General features: G+C 72.7%; 15 protein-coding genes and 2 pseudogenes. 8 read left to right on the forward strand and 9 right to left on the reverse strand.

Features of this window, described 5'->3' with window-relative positions; genetic code table 11:
• The first annotated feature begins 85 nt into the window (after nucleotides 1–85).
• Complete coding sequence (locus AOK22_RS07275) at nucleotides 86–772, forward strand: M23 family metallopeptidase (RefSeq protein WP_055697755.1); 687 nt, start codon at nucleotides 86–88, stop codon at nucleotides 770–772.
• Between the two features lie 33 nt (nucleotides 773–805).
• Here the strand turns inward: AOK22_RS07275 and AOK22_RS07280 are convergent, their stop codons facing one another.
• On the reverse strand, nucleotides 806–1,393 hold the full coding sequence (locus AOK22_RS07280; protein WP_055697756.1) for a TetR/AcrR family transcriptional regulator: 588 nt from the start codon (nucleotides 1,391–1,393) through the stop codon (nucleotides 806–808).
• 134 nt (nucleotides 1,394–1,527) lie between these two features.
• On the opposite strand from AOK22_RS07280, the gene AOK22_RS07285 reads away from it, so the two are divergent.
• From AOK22_RS07285 to AOK22_RS07295, 3 genes are all read left to right on the forward strand, one after another.
• Nucleotides 1,528–3,168, forward strand: coding sequence for an MDR family MFS transporter (locus tag AOK22_RS07285; protein WP_055697757.1), 1,641 nt, complete (start codon nucleotides 1,528–1,530; stop codon nucleotides 3,166–3,168).
• An 85-nt stretch (nucleotides 3,169–3,253) separates the two neighbouring features.
• The gene (locus tag AOK22_RS07290; RefSeq protein ID WP_425264008.1) at nucleotides 3,254–3,736 is read left to right on the forward strand and encodes a helix-turn-helix transcriptional regulator; all 483 of its coding nucleotides are present in this window, start codon (nucleotides 3,254–3,256) and stop codon (nucleotides 3,734–3,736) included.
• Between the two features lie 99 nt (nucleotides 3,737–3,835).
• On the forward strand, nucleotides 3,836–4,282 hold the full coding sequence (locus AOK22_RS07295) for a VOC family protein (RefSeq protein WP_055697758.1): 447 nt from the start codon (nucleotides 3,836–3,838) through the stop codon (nucleotides 4,280–4,282).
• Nucleotides 4,283–4,288: 6 nt separating this feature from the next.
• Here the strand turns inward: AOK22_RS07295 and cseC are convergent, their stop codons facing one another.
• The 5 genes from cseC to AOK22_RS07320 all read right to left on the reverse strand — a co-directional run bounded on the left by cseC (nucleotide 4,289) and on the right by AOK22_RS07320 (nucleotide 8,866).
• Nucleotides 4,289–5,710 carry a two-component system sensor histidine kinase CseC gene (gene cseC, locus AOK22_RS07300; protein ID WP_079036404.1) on the reverse strand — a complete coding sequence of 474 codons (1,422 nt, stop codon included), beginning with the start codon at nucleotides 5,708–5,710 and terminating at the stop codon, nucleotides 4,289–4,291.
• Between the two features lie 64 nt (nucleotides 5,711–5,774).
• The gene (gene cseB / locus AOK22_RS07305; protein ID WP_055697759.1) at nucleotides 5,775–6,488 is read right to left on the reverse strand and encodes a two-component system response regulator CseB; all 714 of its coding nucleotides are present in this window, start codon (nucleotides 6,486–6,488) and stop codon (nucleotides 5,775–5,777) included.
• A 56-nt stretch (nucleotides 6,489–6,544) separates the two neighbouring features.
• The gene (locus AOK22_RS07310) at nucleotides 6,545–7,162 is read right to left on the reverse strand and encodes a hypothetical protein (protein ID WP_055697760.1); all 618 of its coding nucleotides are present in this window, start codon (nucleotides 7,160–7,162) and stop codon (nucleotides 6,545–6,547) included.
• 20 nt (nucleotides 7,163–7,182) lie between these two features.
• On the reverse strand, nucleotides 7,183–7,722 hold the full coding sequence (locus AOK22_RS07315) for a SigE family RNA polymerase sigma factor (protein WP_055697761.1): 540 nt from the start codon (nucleotides 7,720–7,722) through the stop codon (nucleotides 7,183–7,185).
• A gap of 196 nt (nucleotides 7,723–7,918) precedes the next feature.
• Complete coding sequence (locus AOK22_RS07320) at nucleotides 7,919–8,866, reverse strand: HhH-GPD family protein (RefSeq protein WP_055697762.1); 948 nt, start codon at nucleotides 8,864–8,866, stop codon at nucleotides 7,919–7,921.
• Nucleotides 8,867–9,100: 234 nt separating this feature from the next.
• On the opposite strand from AOK22_RS07320, the gene AOK22_RS07325 reads away from it, so the two are divergent.
• On the forward strand, nucleotides 9,101–10,744 hold the full coding sequence (locus tag AOK22_RS07325) for a sensor histidine kinase (protein WP_055697763.1): 1,644 nt from the start codon (nucleotides 9,101–9,103) through the stop codon (nucleotides 10,742–10,744).
• Nucleotides 10,745–10,833: 89 nt separating this feature from the next.
• Complete coding sequence (locus AOK22_RS07330) at nucleotides 10,834–11,457, forward strand: response regulator (RefSeq protein ID WP_055697768.1); 624 nt, start codon at nucleotides 10,834–10,836, stop codon at nucleotides 11,455–11,457.
• Nucleotides 11,458–11,750: 293 nt separating this feature from the next.
• Here AOK22_RS07330 and AOK22_RS07335 read toward each other — a convergent pair.
• Nucleotides 11,751–12,377, reverse strand: a pseudogene (locus tag AOK22_RS07335) (phosphatase PAP2 family protein); the annotation flags it as partial.
• Between the two features lie 173 nt (nucleotides 12,378–12,550).
• Here AOK22_RS07335 and AOK22_RS07340 point away from each other — a divergent pair.
• Complete coding sequence (locus AOK22_RS07340; RefSeq protein WP_079036406.1) at nucleotides 12,551–13,360, forward strand: hypothetical protein; 810 nt, start codon at nucleotides 12,551–12,553, stop codon at nucleotides 13,358–13,360.
• 59 nt (nucleotides 13,361–13,419) lie between these two features.
• Here AOK22_RS07340 and disA read toward each other — a convergent pair whose 3' ends face one another.
• Both disA and radA read right to left on the reverse strand, forming a co-directional pair.
• The gene (gene disA, locus AOK22_RS07345) at nucleotides 13,420–14,544 is read right to left on the reverse strand and encodes a DNA integrity scanning diadenylate cyclase DisA (protein ID WP_055697765.1); all 1,125 of its coding nucleotides are present in this window, start codon (nucleotides 14,542–14,544) and stop codon (nucleotides 13,420–13,422) included.
• Nucleotides 14,545–14,623: 79 nt separating this feature from the next.
• Nucleotides 14,624–16,033: a DNA repair protein RadA gene (gene radA / locus AOK22_RS07350; protein ID WP_055697766.1), complete on the reverse strand. Its 1,410-nt coding sequence runs from the start codon at nucleotides 16,031–16,033 to the stop codon at nucleotides 14,624–14,626.
• 252 nt (nucleotides 16,034–16,285) lie between these two features.
• Between radA and AOK22_RS39565 the strand changes: the two are divergent.
• Nucleotides 16,286–16,778 (forward strand): annotated as a pseudogene (locus tag AOK22_RS39565) (hypothetical protein); the annotation flags it as partial.

The following is a 16,778-nucleotide window of genomic DNA, read 5'->3' on the forward strand; positions in this document are numbered from 1 at the left end:
CCCCTGGACCGGCCCCGGCCGGTTCTCGCCCCCCGAGTCGGCACCGCAGCCGGCGCCGCAGTCGTCACACCCGGAGGACACCCCCATGTCGAAGCGCACCAAGTCCCACCATCCCCGCCCGTCGGTGCTCCGCACGCGAGCGGCCGTCGTCGCCGCGGGCATCGGAGCGTCGGCGGTTCTCGGGGCCGGGGTCTCGGTCGCTGCGGACGGCGCCAAGAGCGGCTCGCTGCCCGGCGTCGCCGTGAACTCCCTCCAGGCGCAGGCCGCCGCCCAGGCCAAGGCCGCCGAGAAGGCCCGGCAGGCCGAGGCGAAGAAGGCCGCCGACGCCCAGCGCGCCGCGGCCGCCAAGGCCGCCGCCTGGGTCCACCCGGTCACCCGCTACACGCTCTCCGCGAGCTTCGGCCTCGGCGGCAACATGTGGGCCCACAAGCACTCCGGCCAGGACTTCGCCGTGCCGGTCGGCACCCAGGTCGACGCCGCGCACACCGGCACCGTCGTCAAGGCCGGCCCGAACGGCGCCGGTGACGGTCCCGCGTACGGCAACGCCGTGGTGATCAAGCACGCCGACGGCACCTACTCGCAGTACGCGCACCTCTCGCGGGTCGACGTCCGCGTGGGCCAGGCCGTCACCACCGGCCAGCGCATCGCCCTCTCGGGCAACACCGGCAACTCCAGCGGCCCGCACCTGCACTTCGAGATCCGTACGACCCCGAACTACGGCTCGGCCGTCGACCCGGTCGCCTTCCTCCGCTCGGAGGGCGTGCGCGTCTGACCCGCCGCACCTGCGGCGCGAGCCGCCGCGGCACTACGCGCCCGTGTGCGCCCGTGTCACCAGATCGATGGCGACCTCCAGGATGGCCCTGCGCTTCTCCTCGGGGTCGCCTTCGACGTCCTTGAGCACGAACATCCCGCCGTGCATCGTGAACAGGGCGCTGAAGCAGCGCACCTGGTCGGTCATCGGCGCGTCCGGGTCCTTGAGGATCTCGTAGAGGCCGAGCATGCGGTCCTTGAAGCTCTCGCCCGTCTTCAGGTCGCGCATCGTCGCCTGGTTCTCCTGCATGAAGCGGAAGAGCGGCGCCGCGTGGACCAGGAGCTCGCTGTAGCGGCGCAGGGTCTGCTGCTTGGTCTCCAGCGAGACCGGCCGCGGCTGCTCGTTCCCCCAGGCGATCAGCTCGTCGATGGGCCTGGTGAGGTCGTCGAAGATGCTGGTGAGGATGTCTTCCTTGGTCTTGAAGTGGTAGTACAGCGCGGCCTTCGTGACATCGAGCCGCTCGGAGATCTCGCGCAGCGACGTCTTCTCGTACCCCTGCTCGGCGAAGAGTTCGAGGGCCACGTCCTGAATGCGCTGGCGGGTGTTCCCGCGGCGCTGCTGCTTGCCCGTGACCGTGTCCATCGGGTTCTCCTCGCCTCCACTTAACTTACTTGACGCCCGGCTAGTTAGGGGTCTACCTTCCCACAGTGTAGTCAACTAGCCGGGCGGCAAGTAAGTGGTCCGGAATCGTTCCGGGTATGCGGGGAGCAGGGAAGATGGCAGAGAAGACCACGGGGAACGCCGTGCCGAGTCCGGAGCCGGGCGGCGCGGCATCCGGCACCGCGAAGGCCGAGCCGCAGCCGCGCAGCGTGCGCGTCGTACTGATGGCCCTCATGATCGCGATGCTGCTCGCGATGCTCGACAACATGATCGTCAGCCCCGCGATGCCGACGATCGTCGGCGACCTGGGCGGCATGGCCCATCTGTCGTGGGTCGTGACCGGGTACACCCTGGCCACCGCCGCCTCCACCCCCATCTGGGGCAAGCTCGGCGACATGTACGGGCGCAAGGGCGCCTTCCTCGCCTCCATAGTGATCTTCCTCGTCGGCTCCGCGCTCAGCGGCATGGCGCAGGACATGGGACAGCTCATCGGCTTCCGCGCGATCCAGGGACTCGGCGCGGGCGGCCTGATGGTCGGCGTCATGGCGATCATCGGCGACCTGGTGCCGCCGCGGGACCGCGGCAAGTACATGGGCATGATGACCGGCGTCATGGCGGTCGCGATGATCGGCGGCCCGCTGGTCGGCGGCACCATCACCGACCACCTCGGCTGGCGCTGGGCCTTCTACATCAACCTGCCGCTCGGCGTCGTGGCCCTCGCCATGGTCACCGCCGTCCTGCACCTGCCCAAGAAGAAGGCGCAGGGACGCATCGACTACCTCGGCGCGGCCCTGCTCACCGTCGGCATCAGCGCCCTCGTGCTCGTCACCACCTGGGGCGGCTCCGAGTACGCCTGGGGCTCCGCCGTGATCATGGAGCTCATCGCGATCGGCGTCGTCGCGCTCATCGGCTTCCTGCTCGTCCAGAAGAGGGCCGCCGAGCCGATCATGCCGCTGCACATCTTCCGCAGCCGCAACTTCTCGCTGATGTCCCTCATCGGCTTCATCACCGGCTTCGTGATGTTCGGCGCGATGCTCTTCCTGCCGCTCTACCAGCAGGCGGTCCAGGGCGCGTCCGCGACCAACTCCGGTCTGCTGCTGCTCCCGATGCTGCTGTCGATGATGGCGGTCTCGATGGTCGCGGGCCGGGTCACCACCTCCACCGGCAAGTACAAGATCTTCCCGATCGTCGGCACCGCCCTGATGATCGTCGGCTTCGTGCTGCTCTCGACCATGGACACCGGCACCACGCGCCTGACCTCCGGCCTCTACATGGCCGTGCTCGGCGCCGGCATGGGCTTCCTGATGCAGATCACCATGCTCGTCGCGCAGAACAGCGTCGAGATGAAGGACATGGGCGTCGCCTCCTCCTCGGCCACGCTCTTCCGCACCCTCGGCTCCTCCTTCGGCGTCGCGATCATGGGCGCGCTCTTCAACCGCCGCGTCCAGGACGTGATGGCCGACCGCGCCGGTGAGCTGGGCGGCAAGGTCACCGAGAAGTCCGCGCAGCTCGACGCGGCGAGCCTCCAGCAGCTGCCGGCGGTCATCCGGGACGCCTACCAGCACGCGGTGTCGTCCGGCACGCACGCCGCCTTCCTGCTGGGCGCCGCCATCGGCGTCGCGGCGCTGCTCGCCTCCTTCTTCGTGAAGGAGACCCCGCTGCGCGGCTCGGGCCCCGCGGACAAGAAGCCCGCCGGGGGCGCGGACGGGGACTCCGCGCAGGCGGTCCGGGACCAGCACGTCGCAGAGGTCGTCTGATCCCTCCGCCGCCTCCTCGGCGCACGGCCCCCGGTGCACACCGCGCCGGGGGCCGTTGTCAGTGCCGCGTGCCAGCATCGGAGGGGTGGACAGACTGCGGCAGCTGCGCCGCGCGAAGGACGCCATGGACCGCGACTGGGCCGACCCGGACCTCGACCTGGACGCGATCGCGGCCCACGCGGGGTACTCCCGCCACCACTTCCTGCGCGCCTTCAAGGAGGTGTACGGCGAGACGCCCGGCCGCTATCTGTCGCGCCGCCGCATCGAGCGCGCCGAGGACATGCTGCGCGCGGCCGACCTGTCGGTCACGGAGATCTGCATGCTGGTCGGCTTCAGCAGCGTCGGCACCTTCTCGTCGACGTTCAAGCGGCAGACGGGCCTGACCCCGAGCGAGTACCGCACGCGGCACGTGGGCCGGGGCGCCGCGCTGATCCCCGGGTGCTACGCGATGTTGTGGGCCGGCGGCTTTCCCGCCCGGGGGAGCAGGGACGCCGGGGAGGCCGGCGGGGCCCCGGACCGGTCCCGCGATTCCCCGGACGGGTCCCGCAATTCTGAAGAAGCGGGCTGAGGCCGGTGCCGCCTACGGTGAATCGGCGGGCGCGAAAGGCGCCCGGCAGCCCGGCAGGGCGGAAAGCCGCCCGCCTCCTCTTCCGCTTTGGAGCACGCCATGATCAAGGGACTCGCCATCTCCACCGTCTGGGTCCTCGACCAGGACCGGGCCAAGGAGTTCTACACGGAGAAGCTGGGCCTGGAGGTCCGCACCGACCTGACGATGGGCGACGGCGGCATGCGCTGGCTCACCGTCGGCGCCAAGGACCAGCCCGACGTCGAGCTCACCCTGATGGTGCCGGGCTCGCCCGCCATGGACCCCGAGTCGGCCGAGGCCATGAAGAAGCTGGTGGCCAAGGGCATGCTCGGCGCGGGCGTCCTCCTCACCGACGACGTCCACGGGGACTACGCGAAGCTGAAGGCGCGCGGCGTCGAGTTCGTCCAGGAGCCGCAGGAGCGTCCGTACGGCACCGAGGCGCTGTTCCGCGACGACTCCGGGAACTGGTTCTCGTTCACGCAGCGCCGCGAGGGCGGACTCGACCTGGACAAGGACTGGAGCTGCTGAGGCCCCTCACAGATGGTCCGGCAGCTGGAGCACCGGATAGCTGCCCGTGTTCGTCGGCGCGTGCTCCGGCAGCCACAGCACGGCGACCGCGCCCTCGGCGGGCTCGTCGGGCGCCGCCCCCGCCGGGCGTACGTTGCGGAAGGTGAGCCGCGCGCCGAGCACCCGCGCCTGGCCCGCGGCGATCGTCAGACCGAGGCCGTGCCCGTGGCCCGCCCGGTCGGCGCTGCCCGTGCGGAACCGGCTCGGCCCCTCGTTCAGGAGCGCCTCGGGGAAGCCGGGCCCGTGGTCGCGCACGCGGACCACGCGGCCCTCGACGCTGACCTCGATGGGCGGCTTGCCGTGCTTGGCCGCGTTGGCGACGAGATTGCCGAGGATCCGCTCCAGGCGGCGCGGATCGGTGGTGACCTCCGACTCGTGCACCACCGTCACCGTCACGTCCGCGCTCAGCGTCGCCATCCGCCGCTCGACGAACTCGCCGAGCGTGATGTCCTGCAGCTCGGCCCGCTCGGCGGCGGAGTCGAGGCGGGCCACTTCGAGGACGTCCTCGACGAGCGTCCGCATCGCCTGCGCGCGGTCCTTGACCAGCTCGCTCGGCCGGCCGGGCGGCAGCAGCTCGGCCGCCGTGAGCAGCCCGGTCACCGGCGTGCGCAGCTCGTGCGCGATGTCCGCGGTCACCCGGCGCTCGGCCTCCAGACGCTGCTTGAGCGCGTCCGCCATGGCGTCCACGGCGCTCGCCACGTCGTCGGTCTCGTCCTTGACGACACCGCCGATCGCCTCGCGGACGCTGACGTCCGTCTGGCCCTGGGCGACCTCGCTCGCCGCCGTCGCCGCCTTGCGCAGCCGCCGCGACAGCTGCCCGCCGATCAGCACGCCCAGCGCGCAGCCGCCGAAGACGACCGCGATCGAGCCGATCAGCAGCGCCTGGTCGAGGTCCTTCATGACGGTGGCGCTGCGGTCGGTGAAGCGGGAGTGCAGCGACAGGACGTGCCCGTCGGCGAGCGGCACGGCCGCCCAGATGTCGGGCACGCCGTCCGGCTTCTCCTCGACGAAGGTGGCGCGACGGCCCTTGAGCACCTTCTGCCGCAGCTCCTGGGGCAGCTCGGGGTCGTCGACCTTCGTGCCGAACTGCAGGGTCTGCCGCTGGCCGGGGGAGGAGTAGAGGCGCAGCGCGAACTGGATGCGCTCGTCCTGCACGTCGCGCGCGTTGTCGAGCATCGAGACCCGCGCGGCGTTGTGCACGACCAGGCTCAGCGCGATCGCGACCAGCGCCCCGACCAGCGCGATCGCCGCGGCGATCTTCCAGCGCACGCCGGTGCGCAGGCGGGTGCGGAACAGCTCGCGGACACGCCCGCCCAGCTCACGGACGTGCTCGACCAGAGCGCGGCCGCGCTCGGCCGCGCGCGTGCCCGCGCTCGTGCCCCCGTTCATATGCGCCGTCCCCCGCGTCCCCTGAAGCGCCGCGGTCGCGGCACGCCGTTCTTCACCTGATCCGTCACGCCTTGAGCTTGTAGCCGAAGCCGCGGACCGTCTCGATGCGGTCCTGTCCCACCTTCGTGCGCAGCCGCTGCACATGGACGTCGACGACCCGGGTGTCGCCGCCCCAGCCGTAGTCCCACACCCGCTCCAGGAGCTTGTCGCGGGAGAGGACCGTGCCCGGCGCGGAGGAGAACTCCAGGAGCAGGCGCATCTCGGTCGGCGTCAGCGCCACGGGCGCTCCGTCCCGGTGGACCTCCATGCCGACCGTGTCGATCTCCAGGTCGCCGAAGTGCAGCACCCCGCCGTCCGCCGCGGAGCCCTCCTCCTGGCCGCCGGAGGCGGAGCCGGGACCGCTGGCGTGCCCGAAGCGGCGCAGGACCGCGCGGATGCGGGCGACCAGGACGGCACCGTCGAACGGCTTGGTCACGTAGTCGTCGGCGCCGGCCTCCAGGCCGAGCACCACGTCGATGGAGTCGGCACGCGCCGACAGCATGATCACCGGAACGGTCGACTCCTCGCGGATCCGGCGGCACAGCGAGACGCCGTCCATGCCCGGCACCATCACGTCGAGCAGCGCGATGTCCGGCTGGTCCGAGCGGAACGCCTCCAGGCCCGCGAGACCGTCGGGCATGGCGGTCACCGCGAAGCCGTCGCGCTCCAGGGCGAGCTGGGTGGCCTCGCGGATGACGTCGTCGTCCTCGACGAACAGGACGTGGGTCTGCTCTGCCATCGGGTGCTCTCAGTCCTTCTCGGTGCGGCGGTCTGTGCGAGGGATCATGGCGTACGTCAGTCCGCCGACGGCGCGGTCGGCTCGCCGCCCACCGCGTTGCTGAAGTCGCTGCGGGTGCGCTGCGTCTCCGTGAAGCGGTTCGACGACCAGTGGTACGTGATCACTTCCTCGCCCGAGGGGTAGGCGACCGAGTCGCCCTTCTCGTACATCTGCTTCGTCACGACCAGATCGCCCCGGTCGATCTCGGCGTAGACGGAGGCGGGCTCCTCGGCACTGAAGACATTCTCGTACGTGTCGCCCTGCGCGCGATACACGTAGCTGCCGATGCCCACCGCGTCGGCGCAGGTCTGGACGTTGACCACCACATCGGCGGAGGGTCCGCCGGTCAGGTTCCCGTACGTGACGTCGATCGGGTACGCGTTCCCCGTGCACGGCTTCAGGTCCCGCTTGATGTCGGGGCTCACCTTCGGGTCGTTCTTGACCAGCCGCACCGCGTCGATCTTCTTGGCGGGCAGCGAGGCCGACGCCGAGCCCGACGGGGAGGGCGCCGAGGACACCACCGGCTCGCTGTGGGCCGGGCCCTCGTCGCGCGCGCCGGAACCGCCCGTCGAGCAGGCGGAGAGCAAAAGGCCGAGGGCGGCGACCGCGACCACCGTCGCGCTCACCGCCTGCACGCTTTTTCTGACCCGAGGGCCTAGGCCGCGCAACTCTCCCGCTCCTCACGTTCGAGCGCGCGGGCGTCCAGGTCACGGCTCTCCAGCTCCTGGCGGAGCCGGGCGAGCGCCCGGTGCAGCGTGCTCTTGACCGTTCCGGCCGACATGCCGAGGGCGGCGGCCGTCTCCTCCGTGGACATCTGCTCCCAGTGTCGCAGCACGACGACGCTGCGTTGCTTGGGCGCGAGAACCTTCATGACGTCCATCAGCAGCGCGCGGTCCGCGTGCTGCTCGGTGGAGTCTTCCACGCTCGCGTCGGGCAGCTGCTCGGTGGGCACCTCTTCGAGCTTGCGGGCCCGCCACCACTCCGTACGCGTGTTGATCATGACGCGGCGCAGGTAGGCGTCGGCGAGCCGCTTGTCGGCTATGCCCTCCCAGCGGCCGTACGTCCGTACGAGCGCCGTCTGCAGCAGGTCCTGGGCGTCCACGGGGTCCGGGACCAGGCGCCGGGCACTGCGCAGCAGGGCATCCTGCCGAGTGCGGACGTACTCTTCGAACTCGAGCACCTCGCCGTGCGCCATACCAAACCGCCTCCGTTCCGTCCCCATTGCCGCCCGCCGTCCCTGTCTGTGCGGTGCAGGTATGAAGCTACGGAGGCGTTGTCACGAGGTTGTGCGGAGCAGCCAGCGGCGGACGCACGGCTGTACGTCGGTTGTGTAACAGAAGTAGGTCTCGCGTAAATGCCTGCGTTTACGAGGGCCCGGGGACCCGCTGCCCTCAGGTCAAAGGCAGCCGGTAGAAACCGTCCGCGAGCGGCTCGACGAGACCGTCCGCGACCAGGCCGTCCAGCGCGCGGGCCCGCTGCACCGGCTCGTCCCACACGCGGTCGAGCGCCGCCTGCGGCACCGGTGTCACGGCCTCGCGGAGCACCGCGAGCAGCTTGCCGCGCACCTGGCGGTCCGTCCCCGCGTACGTCTGGCCGCGGCGGGCCGGGCCCTCGTGCGCGGGCTTGCCGGCCGCCCGCCAGGCGCACTGCGCCGCGATCGGGCACTTCGCGCAGTCCTCGTTCTTGGCCGTGCACACCAGCGCGCCCAGCTCCATCGAGGCGGCGGCCCACCGGGAAGCGGTGGCCTCGTCCTCGGGCAGCAGGGCGCGGGCGAGCTTGCGCTCGGCGGCGGTGGTGGCGTTCGGCGGGTACTGCACGCCGGTCACGGCGCGCGCGAAGACCCGCCGGACGTTCGTGTCGAGCACGGCGTGCCGCTGCCCGTACGCGAAGGAGGCCACGGCGGCCGCGGTGTACTCCCCGATGCCGGGCAGCGCGAGCAGCTGGGCGTGCTGGGTGGGCACGTCGCCGCCGTGCCGCTCCGTTATGGCGACGGCGGCGCCGTGCAGGCGCAGGGCGCGGCGGGGGTAGCCGAGCCGCCCCCAGGCGCGGACGGCCTCGCCGGGCGCCTCCTTGGCGAGGTCGGCGGGGCGGGGCCAGCGGGCGAGCCACTGCTCGTACACCGGCAGCACGCGGCTGACGGGCGTCTGCTGGAGCATGAACTCGCTGACCATCACGCCCCACGGCCCGGCGTCCTCGCGACGCCACGGCAGATCACGGGCGTGCGTGTCGAACCAGGCGATGACGGGCCTGTGCAGGTCCTCACCGGCGGGCTCGGGGACGTCCCCGGGAGCGGGACTGTGGGCGGGGCTGTTCGGCGTGGGCTTCGTGGGCGCAGTCATGGCATCCCCGATCCTGCCACGGGCCCGCACGGCCACGGGCCAACGAAACGGAACGGGCCGGGTGGGAGAACCGCCGCGGAGCGGTGGAAGGATCGTAAGGACCGCGCCCCGGCGCCGGGCACGGGCAGCGCGGACGACCGGACGGACCGCGCCCCGCCGGACCGGGCCCGAACGGAGACAGGACCTGACGATCGGCAGGGGCGCGCGAGACCCCCGGCCAGTACCGTCGGCGAGGTGCACCGCCGTACCCGAGACGCCCTGCTGTGGGCCGCCCTGGCCGTCCCCGTCGTGAGCGTGGACCGCCTGGGCCTGAACGAACCCCGTTCCGCCGTGCAGCAGTTCCTCGCCCTGGCGGTCCTCGCCACCGCCGTCGCGGTCGGCCGCGCACGCCCCCTGCTCGCCTTCCTCCTCACCGCCGCCCTCGGCCTCGCCACCGCCTCCTCCCTCTTCACGCTCTCCTACGGCCCGGCCTTCGCCGTCCTCGCCCTGCTCCTCGGCCGCCGAGGATCCCGCGCCCGCCCCGCCCTGCTCGCCTTCGCGGGCATCGCCCTCGCCGGCACCGTCAAGATCGCGGCACGCGACGTGGACCCGGTCGTCGAGTGGCTCGTCCTCATGGGGACGCTGGTGTTCGGCGCCGTCTTCCCCTGGCTCGCGGGCCGCTACTGGCGCCAGGGCCGCGAGCTGGCCGCCGCCGGCTGGGCCAGGGCCGACCAGCTGGAGCGCGAGCAGCGCATCGTCGCCGACCGGGCCCGGCTGCGCGAACGGGCCCGTATCGCCCAGGACATGCACGACTCCCTGGGCCACGAGCTGAGCCTGATCGCGGTGCGCGCGGGCGCGCTCCAGGTCGCCCCCGACCTGCCGGACCCGCACCGCGAGGCCGCCGCGGACCTGCGCGAGGCCGCCTCGCAGGCCACCGACCGGCTGCACGCGATCATCGGCCTGCTGCGCGACGAGGGCGACGAACAGGCCCCGCTGTCCCCGGTCGGCGAGAGCGTCGCGGGGCTCGTGGCCCGCGCCGCCGCGTCGGGCCTCGACCTCACCTACGCCGACGACGAGGGGCAACACGACGCCCGCGAGGCGCCGGGTGACCCGGCGGGCGGCGCGTTGACCGACCGCACCGTCCACCGCGTCGTCCAGGAGGCCCTGACCAACGCCGCCAAGCACGCGCCGGGCGCCCGCGTCGCCGTCACGGTGACGCGCGACGGCACCACGACGACGGTCACGGTCACCAACGGCCGCCCCCAGGAGGACGGTTCACGCCGGGGAGCCGAGCCCGCGGCCGGTGGCGGCACCGGTCTGCGCGGCCTGCGCACCCGCGTCACGGACCTCGGCGGCACCCTCGACGCGGGCCCGCACGGCGACGGCTTCCGGGTCACCGCGCGCCTCCCGGCCAGGGCACTCGCCCCCGCGCCGCCGCACTCCGGCACCCGCATCGCGTACGCGAGACGCCGCACCGCCCTCGCCTTCGGCGCCGCCGTCGCCACGGGCGTCGTACTCGTCGGGGGGACCTTCGCCTGGTACGCGTACTCGCGCACGCACTCCGTCCTCGACCCCGCCGACTACGCGCGCCTGCGCATCGGCGAGACCCGCGCCGAGGCCGCGCTGCCGGACCGGACCGTCGCCGACCCGCCGCTGGAGCGTGCGCCGACCCCGCCCCCGGCGGACGCCGACTGCGCGTACTACCGCGCGAGCGGTGAACTCTTCACCGCCGTCACGCACTTCAGGCTCTGCTTCGGCACGGCGGGCGCCGCGAAGGACCGCCTCGTGGACAAGGCGGTCATCCCCACGGCGAGCGAGGTCGAGAAGAAGGCAGGGAAGCAGGCCGGCAAGAGCGCCGGGACGCACAGGGACACGAGCAGCGACAGGAAGCGGACGTGAGCGCGGTGGACGAGGAGCGGGCCGGCGAGGAGCGCGCGGGCGGCGGGGCGGACCGCGCCATCCGGGTCCTGCTGGCCGACGACGAGGCCATGATCCGGGCCGGGGTGCGCGCCATCCTCGCCGCGGGCCGGGACATCGAGGTCGTCGCGGAGGCCGGTGACGGGCGCGAGGCCGTGGACCTCGCGCGGGCCCACCGCCCGGACGTGGCGCTGCTCGACATCCGCATGCCGCTCCTGGACGGGCTCGCCGCGGGCGAGGAGATCGTCCGCACGGTGCCCGGCACCGCGGTCGCGATGCTGACGACGTTCTCCGAGGACGCGTACATCGCACGGGCGCTGAGCGGCGGGGCCACCGGTTTCCTGCTGAAGTCCGGCGACCCCCATGAACTGATCGCCGGGGTGCGGGCGGTGTCGGGCGGCGCCGCCTTCCTGTCGCCCAAGGTCGCCCGGCACGTCATCGACGGCTTCGGCGCCCGGCGCATGGGCCGCGGCGCCGAGGCCCGCGCCCGCGTCGAGGTCCTCACCCCGCGCGAGCGCGAGGTGCTCGGCCTGGTCGGCGCGGGCCTGTCCAACCCGGAGATCGCCGCCCGGCTGCATCTGGTGGAGGGCACGGTGAAGGCGTACGTGAGCGCGGTCCTGGACCGACTCGCCGTCAGGAACCGCGTCCAGGCGGCGATCGTGGCGTACGAAGCGGGGCTCGTCCCGGAGGCGTAGCCGCCGGGACGAGCCCCGTGATCCGTACCGCCCTGTCCGGTCCCGGTTCAGTCCTGCTGCGCGTCGTGGCGGCGGAACGTCATCGTGGGCTGGTCGTACGCGGCGGGGTCGTACGGCTGGGCCTGCGGCTGCCCCTGCTGCGGGTGCTGCTGCCCGTACTGCTGGTCCTGCGGGTGGCCGTACTGCTGTCCGTGCGGTCGCTGCTGGTCGTACCGCTGCCCGTGCTGCTGTCCGTACTGCTGCCCGTACTGCTGGTCGTACGCGCCAGGAGCCCGCGTGCCCGGACCCTGCGCCGGAAGCGCGGCCGCCGCCGGGGCGGGGCCGGGACCCGCGAACCACCGCACGATCCCCGTGTTCGACCCGCGCATCGTCTGACCGATCCGCGCCACCGGACGCGTGCTGATCCGCACGACCAGGAACGCGACCACCGCGCCGAAGACGAGACCGACGGCGACGTCGTGCGGGTAGTGGACACCGACGAAGACCCGCGAGAACGCCATCAGGACGGCCATCGGCACCGTCAGCGCCGCGATGCGCGGCCAGGCCAGCGCGAGCCCGATGGCCGCGGCGCCCGCGATCGTGGAGTGGTTGCTGGGGAAGGACCAGTCGCCGTGCGGCGGGCACTCGACCAGCGGTGTCAGCGCGCCGGCCACCGCCCGGCAGGGCCGCTCCTCCTCGATCACGGACTTGAACAACTCGCTGCACACGTACGCCACCGCGGTGGCCAGGGGAGCGAGCACCGCGATCGCCAGGGCGCGGGGTTCCCCGCTCCTGGCCCGCCACCAGGCCACGATGAAGAGCACCCCGAAGAGCAGCAGCCCGAGCTCGGTCCAGACCTCGGCGAGGTGCTGGAACCAGGTGGGGGTGTCATGGGCGAAGCCGGTGATGTCGCGGTAGAGATCGTCGGTCATGGTGTCCATGATTACGGACGGTACGGAGTGGGACCGAATCGTCACACCTGGCGATCGGCCCGTCACACCCCTGACGATGGGCAGGGGGCGGTAAGGGTCTCCGTGATGATGATCCGCAAACTTTGTCGCCCAAGGCGGCGGGTGGGGCAGGACAAGCAGCGGATCTCTCGTAAGGTTTGGGCGTGGGATCTCTGCGCAATCCGGTCGGGCCACTTCCCTCCACCATCTACTGGCGTCGGAGGGCCGTTCTGCTGTCCGTGCTAGGGCTGTTGGTGCTGCTCGTCGTCTGGGTGGTCACCGCGGGCGGCGGGGGCGGGAAGGACGACGCCTCCGGGCCGGGCGGCAAGGGCCCCGCCACGTCCATCACTCCGGGCCCCTCCCACTCCGGGCCCGCGATCAGCGAACACCCGGGCGGGCGGGACGAGTCGGACGAGGGCTCCGGCTCGGGCTCCGGTTCGGGCGGTTCCGAGGGCTCCGACTCCGAGGGCTCGGACGGGTCCGGCGGTTCGGAGGGGTCCGGCGGCGGTTCCGACGACGGCGCCAAGGGCGGCGGCGGCTCGGGCAACCGGCTCCCGGCCGGCACGAGCGTGCCCAACTGCACCAGCTCCGACGTGCACTTGAAGGTCCGCAGCATCCAGAACGAGTACGCGATCGACGAGAAGCCGAAGTTCGAGCTGATCGCCGAGAACGGCGGCGGCAAGGCCTGCAAGGTCGACCTCGGCGCCAAGGGCACGGTCCTGACGATCACTCAGGCCGAGGGCGACAAGGAGTTCTGGTCCTCGGCCGACTGCCCGTCAGGAAACGGCAGCCTGCTGCTGCGGGTGCCGGCGGACGGCCGCGTCACGCACGCGGTCCAGTGGGACCGCCGGGCCAGCGCCCCGCAGTGCGCGACGCCTTCGGCGGGGTCGGCGGCCCCGGGCACGTACCTGGTGGAGGCGAAGGCCCCCGGTCTGGGGACCGCACGCGCCTCGTTCGTGCTGGAGAAGGACTGAGTTCGCGGCTGCGGGCCCGTTGTGGCGGGGCGCGCAGCTCCCCGCGCCCCTTCGGGGTGCTAGACGTAACGCTCCAGGATTGACGACTCGGCCAGGCGCGAGAGGCCCTCGCGGACGCTGCGCGCACGCGCCTCGCCCACGCCGTCCACCGTCTGGAGGTCGTCCACGCTGGCGGCGAGCAGCTTCTGCAGGCCGCCGAAGTGCTCGACGAGGCGGTCGATGATCGCGCCGGGGAGCCGGGGGACCTTGGCCAGGAGGCGGAAGCCCCGCGGGGACACCGCGGAGTCCAGGGCCTCCGGAGAGCCGGTGTAGCCCAGGGCGCGGGCCACGATGGGGAGTTCGAGGAGCTCCGCGTGGCTGAGGGAGTCCAGCTCGGCGAGCGCCTCGTCGACCGTGCGGGAGCGCTTGGCGGTGGGCTCGGGGACGTAGTCCCGCACGACCAGCTCGCGCTCGGGCTCGACGCCCGCGATCAACTCGTCCAGCTGGAGGGCGAGAAGACGCCCGTCCGTGCCCAGCTCCACCACGTACTCGGCGATCTCCGTGGCGATGCGGCGCACCATCTCCAGGCGCTGCGCGACCGCCGTGACGTCCCGGACCGTCACCAGGTCCTCGATCTCCAGGGCGGAGAGCGTGCCCGCGACCTCGTCGAGGCGGAGCTTGTACCGCTCCAGGGTCGCGAGGGCCTGGTTCGCGCGGGAGAGGATCGCCGCCGAGTCCTCCAGGACGCGGCGCTGACCGTCCACGTACAGCGCGATCAGGCGCATGGACTGGGAGACGGAGACGACCGGGAAGCCGACCTGCTTGGAGACGCGGTCCGCCGTGCGGTGCCGGGTGCCCGTCTCCTCGGTGGGGATCGTCGGGTCCGGCACCAGCTGCACGCCGGCGCGCAGGATCTTGGTGATGTCCTTGTCCAGGACGATGCCGCCGTCGAGCTTGCACAGCTCGCGCAGGCGGGTCGCCGTGAACTCCACGTCCAGGTTGAACCCGCCCGTGCACATCGACTCGACGGTCTTGTCGAAGCCGAGGACGATCAGTCCGCCGGTGTTGCCGCGGAGGATGCGCTCCAGGCCGTCGCGGAGTGCCGTGCCGGGCGCGACGGCGCTCAGGGAGGCGCGCATCAGCCCATCGGCACCGGAGCTCGAACCGGGCTTGCCGGGAAACGCTGCCCGGTCGTTGGCTGCCACTGCACTCCCTCGGTCGCAGGTTGTCCGGGCCTCTGCCGCACACCTTGCTTCGTACGGATGGGCGAGACCAGGGCAAAGTCTACCGGCGGTCCTCCTCCTCCCGTGGGGCCTCTCGACGACGGGATCTCGGAAGGACACGCAGGGCGTCCCCCATGTCGGCGACTTCGATGACCTTCATACCAGCGGGGATCTTCCCGGGATCGGCCGGTACGAGGGCGTGCGTGAAGCCCAGACGGTGCGCCTCGGCGAGCCTGCGCTGGACGCCCGTGACCCGTCTGACCTCGCCCGCCAGGCCCACTTCTCCGATCGCGACGAGATTCTTCGGGAGCGGGGTGTCGCTCGCGGCGCTCGCCAGGGCGAGGGCGACGGCGAGGTCGGCCGCGGGCTCGGAGAGCTTCACTCCGCCGACCGTCGCGCTGTAGATGTCCCGCTTGCCGAGGGCGGTGATCCGGCCGCGCTGCTCCAGGACGGCCAGCATCATCGAGACGCGGGAGGTCTCCAGTCCGGAGGTGGTGCGCCGGGGGCTCGGGATCTGCGAGTCGACGGTGAGCGCCTGGACCTCGGCCACCAGGGGGCGGCGGCCCTCCAGGGTGACGGTCAGACAGGTGCCGGGGACGGGCTCCGCGCGGCGGGTGAGGAAGAGGCCGCTGGGGTCGGCGAGTCCGGTGATCCCCTCGTCGTGCAGCTCGAAGCAGCCGACCTCGTCCGTCGTCCCGTACCGGTTCTTGACGCCGCGGACCAGGCGCAGGCGCGCGTGGCGGTCGCCCTCGAACTGCAGGACCACGTCGACGAGATGCTCCAGGAGGCGGGGGCCCGCGATGGCGCCGTCCTTGGTGACGTGGCCGACCAGGAGCGTGGACATGCCGCGCTCCTTGGAGGCGCGGATCAGGGCGCCCGCGACCTCGCGGACCTGCGCCATGCCGCCGGGTGCCCCGTCGATCTCCGGGGACGCCACCGTCTGGACGGAGTCGAGGATCAGGAGGGAGGGCTTGACCGCGTCCAAGTGGCCGAGGACGGCGGCCAGATCGGTCTCGGCCGCCAGGAACAGATGGTCGTCGATGGCGCCGATGCGGTCGGCGCGCAGCCGGACCTGGCTCGCCGACTCCTCGCCGGTGACGTAGAGCGTGCGGTGGTCGCCGCTCGCCGCCTTCGCCGCGACGTCCAGGAGCAGCGTGGACTTGCCGACGCCGGGCTCGCCCGCGAGGAGCACCACGGCGCCGGGGACCAGGCCGCCGCCGAGCACGCGGTCCAGCTCGGGCACGCCGGTGGAGCGCGCGGTGGCCTGGCGGCCGTCGACCTGGCCGATCGGGACGGCGGAGGAGGTGACGCGGCCGGGGGCGGTGGTGCGGACGGCGGGCGCGCCGTACTCCTCGACCGTGCCCCAGGCCTGGCATTCGGGGCAGCGGCCGAGCCATTTGGCCGTCTGCCAGCCGCACTCCGTGCAGCGGTAGGACGGCCGGTCCTTGGCGGTTTTCGTACGGGCAGCCATGGTCGAAACCGTAGCCGAGCCCACTGACAACGCGGCCGACGGTGGGTCCGCCCGCTTCCCGCCCGCCTGCCGTCCGCCTGGAGTTCCGTCCGTCGCCCGTCTTTTCGCACTGCTTTCTGTTCGCGCCGCGTACGGGCCAAGGCCACGGAATGAAGTCTTCCTGTCCCCTTTTGAGGGATCTGTTCACCCGTAAGGATTAAATGCGCGCAAGACGGCGGAAGGGGCCTGCATCATCCGCCTAACTTCGCACGGGTGATGAGCAGCAGGCCGGAAACTCCCACGAACACAACCGGCGCACACCGGGCGCACAGTGACGCGCGCAAGCGCATGCCGGAGCGCCCGGCGCCCCGGACGGCGCCGCCCGCTCGCTACGAACCGTGTCTGGACGGACTGTTCACGTACTGCCTCTCCGTCCTCTGCGACCACGAAGCGGCGACCGCCGCCCTGGGGGACGTGCTCCACCTCGCCGAGCGCCGCGGCTCGCGCGGCCCGGAGGCCGAGGGCGACCTCAAGGCGTGGCTCTACGCCCTCGCGCGCTGGGTCTGCCTGCGCCGGCTGGCCGAGGCCAAGCGCAGCCGGCAGGGCGCGCACGCCGCCAAGGGCACGGGGTCCGGTGGCCCGGGGCGGGCGGATGCCCGGCACGGCGCGCAGGCCGACCCGCGCGCCCCCGGGTCCGCCGACGCTCCCGCCTCCGCCGACCCGGCCGGGCGCGCCGGGCCCGCCCCCTCCGCGGACGCCCCTGGCT

It is taken from the genome of Streptomyces silaceus (assembly GCF_001419745.1).
In the GTDB taxonomy this organism is placed as follows: domain Bacteria; phylum Actinomycetota; class Actinomycetes; order Streptomycetales; family Streptomycetaceae; genus Streptomyces; species Streptomyces silaceus.

What these genes read in the sequence shown, in the direction of transcription:
- AOK22_RS07330 (WP_055697768.1), top strand. Translation starts at nt 10,834, where the DNA reads ATGATCCGGGCCGGGGTGCGCGCCATCCTCGCCGCGGGCCGGGACATC.
- cseB (WP_055697759.1), bottom strand. Translation starts at nt 6,488, where the DNA reads ATGGCAGAGCAGACCCACGTCCTGTTCGTCGAGGACGACGACGTCATC.
- AOK22_RS07275 (WP_055697755.1), top strand. Translation starts at nt 86, where the DNA reads ATGTCGAAGCGCACCAAGTCCCACCATCCCCGCCCGTCGGTGCTCCGC.
- AOK22_RS07280 (WP_055697756.1), bottom strand. Translation starts at nt 1,393, where the DNA reads ATGGACACGGTCACGGGCAAGCAGCAGCGCCGCGGGAACACCCGCCAG.
- AOK22_RS07320 (WP_055697762.1), bottom strand. Translation starts at nt 8,866, where the DNA reads ATGACTGCGCCCACGAAGCCCACGCCGAACAGCCCCGCCCACAGTCCC.
- radA (WP_055697766.1), bottom strand. Translation starts at nt 16,033, where the DNA reads ATGGCTGCCCGTACGAAAACCGCCAAGGACCGGCCGTCCTACCGCTGC.
- AOK22_RS07295 (WP_055697758.1), top strand. Translation starts at nt 3,836, where the DNA reads ATGATCAAGGGACTCGCCATCTCCACCGTCTGGGTCCTCGACCAGGAC.
- AOK22_RS07285 (WP_055697757.1), top strand. Translation starts at nt 1,528, where the DNA reads ATGGCAGAGAAGACCACGGGGAACGCCGTGCCGAGTCCGGAGCCGGGC.
- AOK22_RS07315 (WP_055697761.1), bottom strand. Translation starts at nt 7,722, where the DNA reads ATGGCGCACGGCGAGGTGCTCGAGTTCGAAGAGTACGTCCGCACTCGG.
- cseC (WP_079036404.1), bottom strand. Translation starts at nt 5,710, where the DNA reads ATGAACGGGGGCACGAGCGCGGGCACGCGCGCGGCCGAGCGCGGCCGC.